The 9860-nt window shown below is 43.2% G+C and carries 11 protein-coding genes; 3 read left to right on the forward strand and 8 right to left on the reverse strand.

Annotated elements, in window-relative coordinates; all coding sequences use genetic code 11:
* Positions 1–10 precede the first annotated feature (10 nt).
* The 3 genes from DW917_RS08645 to DW917_RS08655 all read left to right on the forward strand — a co-directional run bounded on the left by DW917_RS08645 (position 11) and on the right by DW917_RS08655 (position 2462).
* Positions 11–1270 (forward strand): DUF4374 domain-containing protein, encoded by a 1260-nt coding sequence (locus tag DW917_RS08645; protein WP_118117830.1) that lies wholly within the window; start codon positions 11–13, stop codon positions 1268–1270.
* Positions 1271–1276: 6 nt separating this feature from the next.
* On the forward strand, positions 1277–1951 hold the full coding sequence (locus tag DW917_RS08650; RefSeq protein ID WP_233524682.1) for a nitroreductase family protein: 675 nt from the start codon (positions 1277–1279) through the stop codon (positions 1949–1951).
* Positions 1952–2051: 100 nt separating this feature from the next.
* Positions 2052–2462, forward strand: coding sequence for an FMN-binding protein (locus DW917_RS08655; RefSeq protein ID WP_118117832.1), 411 nt, complete (start codon positions 2052–2054; stop codon positions 2460–2462).
* Positions 2463–2591: 129 nt separating this feature from the next.
* Here the strand turns inward: DW917_RS08655 and DW917_RS08660 are convergent, their stop codons facing one another.
* From DW917_RS08660 to DW917_RS08695, 8 genes are all read right to left on the reverse strand, one after another.
* A complete protein-coding gene (locus DW917_RS08660; RefSeq protein ID WP_118117834.1) occupies positions 2592–3575 on the reverse strand; it encodes a YafY family protein in 984 nt (327 codons plus the stop codon).
* A gap of 295 nt (positions 3576–3870) precedes the next feature.
* Positions 3871–4344: a DIP1984 family protein gene (locus DW917_RS08665; protein ID WP_118117836.1), complete on the reverse strand. Its 474-nt coding sequence runs from the start codon at positions 4342–4344 to the stop codon at positions 3871–3873.
* A 44-nt stretch (positions 4345–4388) separates the two neighbouring features.
* Complete coding sequence (locus tag DW917_RS08670; protein ID WP_118117838.1) at positions 4389–5018, reverse strand: hypothetical protein; 630 nt, start codon at positions 5016–5018, stop codon at positions 4389–4391.
* Positions 5019–5021: 3 nt separating this feature from the next.
* Positions 5022–5612 carry a DUF4112 domain-containing protein gene (locus tag DW917_RS08675; RefSeq protein ID WP_118117840.1) on the reverse strand — a complete coding sequence of 197 codons (591 nt, stop codon included), beginning with the start codon at positions 5610–5612 and terminating at the stop codon, positions 5022–5024.
* Between the two features lie 5 nt (positions 5613–5617).
* The gene (locus DW917_RS08680) at positions 5618–7789 is read right to left on the reverse strand and encodes a hypothetical protein (protein WP_147344148.1); all 2172 of its coding nucleotides are present in this window, start codon (positions 7787–7789) and stop codon (positions 5618–5620) included.
* Between the two features lie 24 nt (positions 7790–7813).
* The gene (locus DW917_RS08685) at positions 7814–8143 is read right to left on the reverse strand and encodes a hypothetical protein (protein WP_147344149.1); all 330 of its coding nucleotides are present in this window, start codon (positions 8141–8143) and stop codon (positions 7814–7816) included.
* Positions 8144–8173: 30 nt separating this feature from the next.
* The gene (locus DW917_RS08690) at positions 8174–8710 is read right to left on the reverse strand and encodes a hypothetical protein (protein ID WP_118117846.1); all 537 of its coding nucleotides are present in this window, start codon (positions 8708–8710) and stop codon (positions 8174–8176) included.
* 573 nt (positions 8711–9283) lie between these two features.
* Entirely contained in the window at positions 9284–9610 is a 327-nt protein-coding gene (locus tag DW917_RS08695) for a hypothetical protein (RefSeq protein ID WP_118117848.1), read from the reverse strand.
* Between the last annotated feature and the right edge of the window lie 250 nt (positions 9611–9860).

The raw sequence follows: 9860 nt of genomic DNA on the forward strand, positions 1-9860 counted from the left end.
TAAAAAAAACATGAAGAAATTTTTCTTTTCAGCAGCACTTATGGCGCTTGCTTCATGCATGACATTCACATCATGCTCAGATGATGACAACACTGGGAATGGCGGTGGTGCGTCTAACATCGACCCAAAAGAGGTTAGCTTTATCGTAACTTCCGGTGACCCAACAACCGATCTTACGGGAGGTGTCTATATGAAGGTTTACAATGACCTTTCAACAGCCAAGAATGGCGAGAATGTATATGGCACAGCAGATGCTGTGAAGTGTTACGACAGTTTCACACAGGTTACTTACAATAAGACCAGCGGCATTTTTACGGGCTATATCTATGCCCGTGGCGCTTCTGCTGAGGGTATCGGCAGACTGAAGGCAGGTCTCCGCAGCTATCAGGTAGAGAATGGCAAGATGACAGAGATGGGTTCACCAGTCCTGGTTTCCGCTTTCGGTAACACAGGTACATTTGGCACTTATTCCTACGCCGCACAGATCAGTCAGCCATACGCCATGGTAGTGGATAAGACTGGTGCTGGCAACAACATTGCGGTTGATCTTACCCGGTATGCCATCGACGGAGTAAACCCTAACATCTCCAATATCGTGGATATGGGCAATAATCAGGTAGCAATGGTTGTGAATTACAGCAATCGTGATTCTGCCGCTGTTGCCATCTGCGACTATAATCTGAATATCAAGAAGATGATTTACGACGATCGCATCGGCACATCAGTGGGAGCCATGCGTTCTGTGCGTTACACCCAGAGCGGTACCGATGATAATGGCAACATCTATGTATTCTCAGGTTCCAGCGCTACAGACAGCAAGGTGGGTGCCCTGCGCATCAAGAAGGGTGAGACAGAGTTTGACAAGAACTATCAGTTCAATATCTTTGCCGCATCAGATGGTTACCGTTTCCGCAAGGCATTCCACATCAGTGGCAGCAAGTTCCTGCTGGAATTCTATCTCGACAAGAACAAGTATGGCAACATGGATGCCTCTGGCAAGATGGCTGTAGTGGATATGGATGCCAAGACCCTGACATGGGTAACCGGACTGCCTGATGCCTCTACCGTATCATTTGGCTGGGGCGACGGCTATGCTGATGCCTACTATCTGCCAGTGGCTGCTCCTACAAGCATGAGTGGCGGTTCTGGCAGCGGATCTTCCGTTACTCCAACCATCTACAAGATAGATGCAAAAACAGGTGTGGCAAGTCCATTCATGACCTTCGGAAATGGCGACTTGCTCAAGGCTATAACAATTCTTAAACAATAAATTATTATGATGTATTTTTCAAATCTTATATATCGTATGTATAAACTCAACAAAATGCTCATAGTCGCCTTGGCGGCTATGGGCTTTGCTTCAGCAAATGCACAGACTACTCTTCCTGGCAGCATTCCGGAAGCAGTAAAGGAAAATGTAAGCGCAAAGGCTGTGATGAAGAATATTATGACCCGCACGAGCGTAAGAAAGTTCAAGCAGCAGCCCGTAGAGGATGCCAAGATAGAAGCCCTGCTCCGTGCCGGTATGGCAGCACCTACAGCGAATGATCTGCAACCATGGCACTTCGTGGTTCTGAAGGACAAGCAGGATATCGAGAAATATGCAGAATCCAATAAGTATCATGCAGAGGATATCAAGAAGACACCTCTCTTCATCTTTGTCTGCGCTGATACCACCCGTATGGCAGAGGGACAGGGCAAGGAACTCTGGGTACAGGATTTGTCGGCAGTTTCCGAGAATATTCTCCTGGCAGCCCATGCCATGGGATTGGGAGCCTGCTGGACTACCATCTATCCTATCCAGAAGAAAGTGAATGGCATTTCCAGAACATTGAATTTGCCTGGCAATCTGATTCCATTAAATGGTATCATCATCGGTTATCCTGACGAGCCGGAGCAGCCAAAAGATAAATGGGATACCAAGAAGATTACCTACGGAATACCAAATTAGCGCATACCTAAAAATGATGATTTTCAAATGCCGCTTTGCTTATTACAGAATAATTTTGTAATTTTGTGCCATATTATTATAGGATACAATAAATACAATTATGAAGAAAAGAACATTGATTTTAGCTGCCTTGCTAAGTCTGGGAATGATTAATAGCATGATTGCAACAACCAGAAGCTCACACTCTGAGGTAATGACCAAGGAAGCTGACGGTACTTACATCATCAATACCACCACGCTGTGTAAAGACGTAAAAGGATTTCGTGGCAATACGCCCCTTTCTATCTATATCAAGAAAGGAAAAATAGTAGGAATCAAGCCGCTTGCCAACAGGGAGACTCCCAACTACTTCAATAAGGTAAAACAGGGTTTGCTCAACAAATGGAATGGCATGAAAGCCAGCAAGGCGGCTACTGTCCAGGTAGATGGCGTTACGGGTGCCACTTTCTCCAGCAAAGCAGTAAAGGAAAATGTAAAGCGTGGCATTGCTTATTACCAGAAGCATAAGTAGGGAAAGATTGATTCATAAAATAATAAATCCCGGCAGGAGATGGCATGCAGCTATTCTCTTGCCGGGATTTTTAGCAATATAGCTTAGCCCCTTGAATTTTCCATTTTCCAGGAGATAAATACTAAGCCCTTATTTCTCCCCATTCAGGCATTCGCCCGTCTCATAACTCTTCGTCATATCCTTTAAGATACCGATCATCTCCTGCCTCAAGTTCTCAGGCTTCAGTACGATGATATTTCTGCCATGCCACAACAGTTCCTGAAGAAAATCACGGCTGGGGCGAACGGTGAGGGTATATTCCCGATACATTCCATCTTTCGACTCCTTTACTTTCTGCTGACTCTCGTGCAGCGGAACCTCCTCGATGTAATTGTATTCCGGATAAAAAGCACGGATGCGGATTTTCTCCACGGGCACATCTTCCATCCGATAGATACCGAAGCAATCTTCATAATAATTCTCTGGAGTCAGAAACTTCTTCATCTTTGCCGACAACGGATGCTTCTCGCAAATAAGCTTCAGGAAACTGATGCGGTCGAAAGGAAGACAGCGAACGAGCTTCTTCTCATCCTGTTCAGCACTTGAATTGGCTTTCCCTTCGGACGCCGAACGTTGTTTCTTCACTCCCACAACGTACCAACGTTGTTTGAAATATCTCACGAAAGCCAGTTGCAGCACGATATCGCTCTCTGCTCCGAATCCCGAAACATACTTAAACTTCAGCAGATATTGCTTATCTATCGCTGCAAGAATATCATCCAGATATTCCGTGTTGTATGGCGGTGTATCGAGCATCACCTTATTGTGATACTTCAGCATATCACCTAACGAAGCCAACCGCAAGGAACTCAGCATCCATTCCGTCACATCGTCATTTTCCACGGGGTCACGCTTCAGATAATACCGATAGCCATCGCTCTTGTTGCATTCCACAGTAATGCCAAACTGCGACTGGATATTTTCACGATAACGATGAAAGGTACGTTTGTCCAGCTCATCCTCATCCTGATTAGCGTTGGCATCACGCCACTCATTAGCAATCTCCTCAAAGGTAAGATGCTTACGATCCAAGAGGCCTATCAGCCAACTATAGAATTTTACACGATTGTCCATAATCTCTAAATATCTAATGAATATTTACAAGAAATGCCTAAAAAGAGGAGAAAAGATAGCCAACAAAATGGTAATGCTAAATGCTGGCGTTTCTGACTTTTGTCATATACCAATGCGCGATACGCTTGTGCCCGATGCTTGAAATGAACTGTGAACAAACTCGTCTCTTTGCATGAAACACATGAATTTTTAATAATGCTAACACAGACCTATTGCCTGATGTCAGCCTCTTGCTGCCTCTATCTTTTCTCCGAAAGTTTTAATCTATTTAATGAAAATTTCAATCCTCGCTCCATTATCGGGGCAAGTCTTGCAAATCCACCAAATCTACAGTCCAGTTCAAACTCTGAATTTTCAGGTCGAGTTCCCGATACTGCTTGGCATAGGTATCAGCCTCCTTACGAAGAGCCTTTATATCTATGGTTCTAACATATTTCAGTTCGTTTCTACCATAGCGAGTATCGTTGGCAGCTACGTAGTTCACCACCTCTTTCAATGCCTTGACACGCATCGACAAGACGTCTCTCTTGGCTATCAATCGAGTCAAGGAGTCTCCGTCCTGAACTATCTGAACGTTGGTGATGTTGATGCGATAAATCAAGTCTTCCAACTGGACGAGTGCTTCATCCAGTTCCTTGTACAGTTCCTCCACGTTATCGCAAGGTTCATCGCCCTCCTGTACTTTGGCACTTTCCTTGATACGCTCTTTCAGCTGAGCCACTCTCTTCTGCAAGTCGGCTCTGATGCTTAATGCTTCTGCTAACTTCATAATCTTCTATTTTTTATATATGACGTTAAACTTCTTGTTTTATTTTAGCAAACAATAAATCTTTGTATCACCTTGTACCAATAGTCCCAGGAATAGCCTACGGAAGGATGATTTACCGCCATCACTTTCACCTGCTTACCATTACTCAGAAGGTAAGCACCTGTAGCAACAGGATAACCATCCACTACGATGTCGTCGCCATCCTGCCAGCCTACATTAGGAAGATTATTCCAAAGCCTCTTGCCCCATACGATGATGTACTCAGGTTGGTACTTTTCGATAACCTCAAAGAATGCCTTGCCAGCCTGGTGATATTGTTCGGCTGCGCCAGCCTCGCGAGGACCACCCATCGCTGCTTGCAGATAGTTGAAGAAGATGACCGAGTTCCAAATCTTCAGCCTCATCGCTTGATTGGTCTCCTCACCCACTAACGAACGCTCAAACTTCAGGAAAGTCCGCATCCAGTTCTGCCGTTCCTCGTTCTCATTGAGATAATCATCAAGCACCTGCTGCGTAAAATTCATACACTCCCGATGTAGCTGGCAGTCGCCACAATCCGTACAACTCTCATCACAATAATGACTCTCGCCCAATATCATGATTCGCTTGCCAAATATCCCTCCGTTGACATAATCCTTGCCAACGAAGGGCTGAAAGAAAATGTTGCTACTCATATTTTAGAACAATGAAACTATCCAATCCCAAGCCATGGTTCCCAAGCGAATGGACCACGAAATTACCACATAAATCAACCAGCAAAGCACGACAATGAACACAGCCGTCCAGAAAGCCTTCTTATTCACCTTATTAATAATCTCCTTATCATCCTCGATATAGCCTGTAATCAGCTTCAAGTTTTCTACATACGAACGTTTGAATACATCCAGCACATCACCTATATAGAAAGGTATGGCACCTATCAGCACATCCATCAAGATATTATAGATGACAGCCAAAGTCAGCGGAATCGACTTAACCACGCAAAGACTGTAATAGATAAATGGAAATGCAAACACGCTCGACAAAGCATCACCGACACCGGCAGGAAGAACGAAACCAAGGATAGGATCCAAGAAATACTTGTCCATATACTTCGCCGTACCTACCATCAGACGATATGATGGCATGTTCATCATCTTCTCACGCTTAGCAGCTTTTTTATCAGCCCTCGCCTGTTCTTTGGCAAGAGTCGCCTCTCGCTTTTGATCTTCCTTAGCGAAATCCATGCCCAAATCAGCCTGGGCCTGCTGTCTTCTTGAACTTTCCATACACCTTATAATTCTATTTGTTTCTTACCATTTATAAATTCAGTGAACTCCTGTTCCGAAAGAGAAAAACCGCTCAAGTCGCTCATCAACTCCATAGCTTGCTTACGCTCCTCCTCACTACCAGCCAGATTGATACACTTGAACACCTCACGAAGATAAGCACTCTTGTTGTCTATCTTAGCCATTTCACGCTTAAACTCATCAGCATGTTTCTTCAACTCCTTATCGTAAGCAGCCGAAGCCAAGCTACCACTGAGCTGCTGCGCTTTGAGCTTAGCGAAACTGTCAAACAGGGCGATACCTTTCTGTAAGGATTGTTCCATAGCACCAGTTACCTGCATCAACTCCTCCTCACTATATTCAGCAGGTTTTTGTTGTGCAGCATTTCCCTCTATCTTCTTCTGATTCTTTGTATATTCAGATACACCATCAAGCAGATTTCGTGCCATTTCCTTATTTGCATGGAGATTATCTGCCAAAAAGTCTGTGAACTGCGAGAGATTCTGCTCTACGTCAGCAGGCAATTGAGTTTTATCCTTGATGTTCGGAATATCGACCGTATGCACCAACTTCTCATCTATCTTGCACTCCATGATTTCACGTCCAAGTTTCAGCATGGCGACCATATCACGAAGATGTTTCAGCATCTTCAACTTCAAGTCATCAGAGCAAACGATCTTGCTTCTGATTTCCTTAGAAACCTTATCCAGTTCACTGGAGAGTTTGGCATACTCATTTTTGATGCGGGTTTGTTCCTCACGATGCGATTCCAATTCCTCCTTATCCAACTTCAAATCTACCTGATAGCTCTCATATTCTCTTACAAGTGGGAAGCATACCGCATTCCATTCGGCGAAGTCACGATAGTAGTTCTTGTTGGCCATACCAAAGGTAATCCAGTTGACGAGGAAGAAAGGCTTGGAAGGCTTCTTCGCCTTCGCTTCCATATAGCATCCCTGCTTAGACTCCAAGGTAGCGGTGATGTCATTAATCAGCGAGGTATAGACATCGATGTTCTGAAGATGGTCGTTCATTTCCATGTCCAACGCCTTCATCTGCTGAAGCAGACATTTTCGTTGCTCCTCCAATGGACGAATAGTCTCATCCGCATACAAAGCATCAAGCGTCGCCTTCAAGTCAGAAGCCAACAGTTTTTCTCCATAACGCAAGAACACATTCGCCTTCGGGATTACCACATCATTGAGCGTTTTGCAGATTACCAACAATCGTCCCATATCAGCCTTGATGCGAGTGGCATCATGCTTCACGCTCATCTGGAAAACTGATAAATCAGACTTCAAACGATTAGCGCGTTCACTTGCTCCCATATAGTGTTCGAGCATAGTCAATCCTGCCATCGCCAAGCCCAAGGACTTGTTGCCGTTCGACAAAGACTTATAAGCCTGCAAAGAACCCTGCAAGGAAGTACGGAAACTAACAGAAATCTCACCAATCAGAGCTGCACATTTTTCCGTGAGCTTGTTATATTCCAGCTCCACATACTTAAGCATCTCGTCCACATCCAGCCACTCTATTCGCTTGAAGTCGAACAGATCAGGTGAAACCATCTTGATGGAATCGCCATAGATATCAATCAGTTTCAGGGCATAGTCACGATAAACTGTCCCGATATCACTACGCAAGGAGGTAAAATCTTCGATGTTTCCACGAACGCTATCCTCAGCATAGTGATAAGCCTCCACCATCTTGGTATATTTATCAAACATGGTAGCCGCCTTACTTCTTACATCTTTCACGCCATTCGTACCCATGACAATATCAGCCATTTTCGACGTTCCCTTAGCAAGAACCAGGTTAAGGTTCAATTCCACTTGCTCTTTCAACTGCTCCAAAGCAGATGAAGACAACGCCAGTTCCGTCTCGGCTATCTTCAAAGCCTCCTCCTTGTTGCCCTGTTCCAGACTGTCATTCAACTTGTATTCAGCCACAAGGGTTGTACGTGAATTATTGGAAACAAAAGCAATGGCGATATTGCCATTATCATGGAAATATCTGTAGGCGTCAAATACCAGCTTACTCACCTCCGAGGAATCGGAAGCTATACCATACTTCTTCAGTTCAAAAGCCAAATCTGCACGAAGATACGTCTTGTTCTCCTTGCAGAGTTCATCAGCAATCGTCTTGATTGCCTGATATACTTTTTGATTATCAGCCATACTATTCATCGTATTTATATTTATTTATTCTTTATCACTACCTACAAATACCGATGCCTTCATAAAAGAGAAGGTTGCATCAACGAGCCAACCGATGCACGAACCAACTGTAGCTATCCACCAGGCAACATAATAACCTGTAGTACAATTGGTAGCCTTGAAAAGGACATCGCCGTCAAAGAGATGCCTCACCAGATTAGGCAGGAAGAACAATCCATGCGCCAATCCAGCTTGCCATCCATACAATTCCGTACCATTGATGTTGACAAACAATACTGCTGCCACTATTGCAACGATTGGTTGCCAGGACAGGAATAGGAAAGCCATTACAAGAAGCCCTATAATTTTATTCATTTTTCGTTATACTTTATTTATGCTATGATTTCATCTATACAGACAATTATCTTTTAGATACATCTTGTTGTTTCTAATCTCAGTTGGAGTAAGTTTCTCTTTACGATAATCCTTCAAGGAATCCTTCTGCACCTGAAATCTACTCGTTTCCACAAAGATCAGGCTCTTGTGAATCCTCGTTTTGGCACGTTCCTCCATCCATTCTCTGCCGTTAGCGAGAGAAGACATATACCAATATCTCGTCTCAGCCCAAGCATTCCTTGTAGGTTGCGCAGTACCATGAATGAAGTCACGATAAACGGGAAGCGAGAGACCTGTTAGCCAACAAACCAGGACCGAATCCCCCTTAGCCATTAGCGTCATGTCCGACAACATCTGTTGCATAGTCATTTTCTCCGACTTCCGCCAAAGCATCCTCCTATCCATATATTCATTCTTCTCAGCCTCCTTCTTCTTTTGCCAATCGCCATGAGGGTTCAAGAAGAACCAATAGCCAAATAATACTACCAGCCCGGCACTCAATACCGCAGCCAACCTACACACTCTTTTTCTGATGTTCTTTTCCATTGTTACATTACCTTATATAGTTATACATTTGATTTCGGCTGCGAAATAACTATATAGATATGTCAAATGGTGACAGAACATCAAGAAAAAAGTATTAAACACACAGATTACTGCTATTCATTCTATTTTTCCAATATCTTTCGTCCTTTTTCTGTTAGCATATACTTCTGCTTTGGGTGCTTTGGATTATCAGGATATTTCATGAAACCCAATCCTTCAACATTAAAAAAGACACGATTTCTCTAACAGAATACTCTCCATCCTTTAATATTCCGACCAGTTTCAATACTTGTTGGGTACTTGTTGGATTGCTATTTACCAACTGCAGATTAACCCCATTACGGTTATATCTAAAGATTACAGGCAGAGAGTAAACTCTCCGCCACCTATGATTTGCTCTACATTAATCCAAAACCGCACAGGAAAAGAAAACCACCCATGCTACACCCAAATCAGACTTTAAAAAATCCTGATATTGGAAATCAAGGAGTTACATAGAGAGTGACTGCAATGTGGGTTTATAGCCGCTCACTAAATCCACTTCCATACTCAGGTTCGATTCCTTTCGTAAGACTATCCGCCATACACAATTTTTTGAATATAAAGTCGTAGCGTAGACCAAGCCATAAAAGCCTCTACAGGAATTTGTACTCCACCACAAGTGGCTGTCTCCCCCTTCTTTATTATTTTACCATTAGGAGCTAAAGTTAATTTATACAGGAAATCTTCATGCTCTCTATCAATATATAAATCTGGGTATATTTCAGGTTCTCCAGTATAATCTTGCCAATTATCAGGCAATATACCTGTAAACATAGCAGTAAGAGTTACATCTAGATTTCCATCTTCATCTACCTTGCAAGAACCACCCAGATCATAATAAGCGTCATTCTTGTTCAAAAAGATAATATGAGGATAATCTTACCACAAGAGCAGAACGTGAAAAGAACAAGACCGATTAATAAAAGTTTTTTTCATAAGACTGTTATTTATTATTATTCAACTTTGAAGCAAAGATAAAGACTTGTTTACCATCACTCCGTACAAAGTTCGTCAACAACTCCATTGCTTTAACATACCCTACAGAATTCTCATGGATGTTCTCTATGACTAAAGTTTCCCACCCCAAAATAGTAGGGTAAAAATAACA

The sequence above is a fragment of the Prevotella sp. AM42-24 genome, assembly GCF_003461825.1.
In the GTDB taxonomy this organism is placed as follows: domain Bacteria; phylum Bacteroidota; class Bacteroidia; order Bacteroidales; family Bacteroidaceae; genus Prevotella; species Prevotella hominis.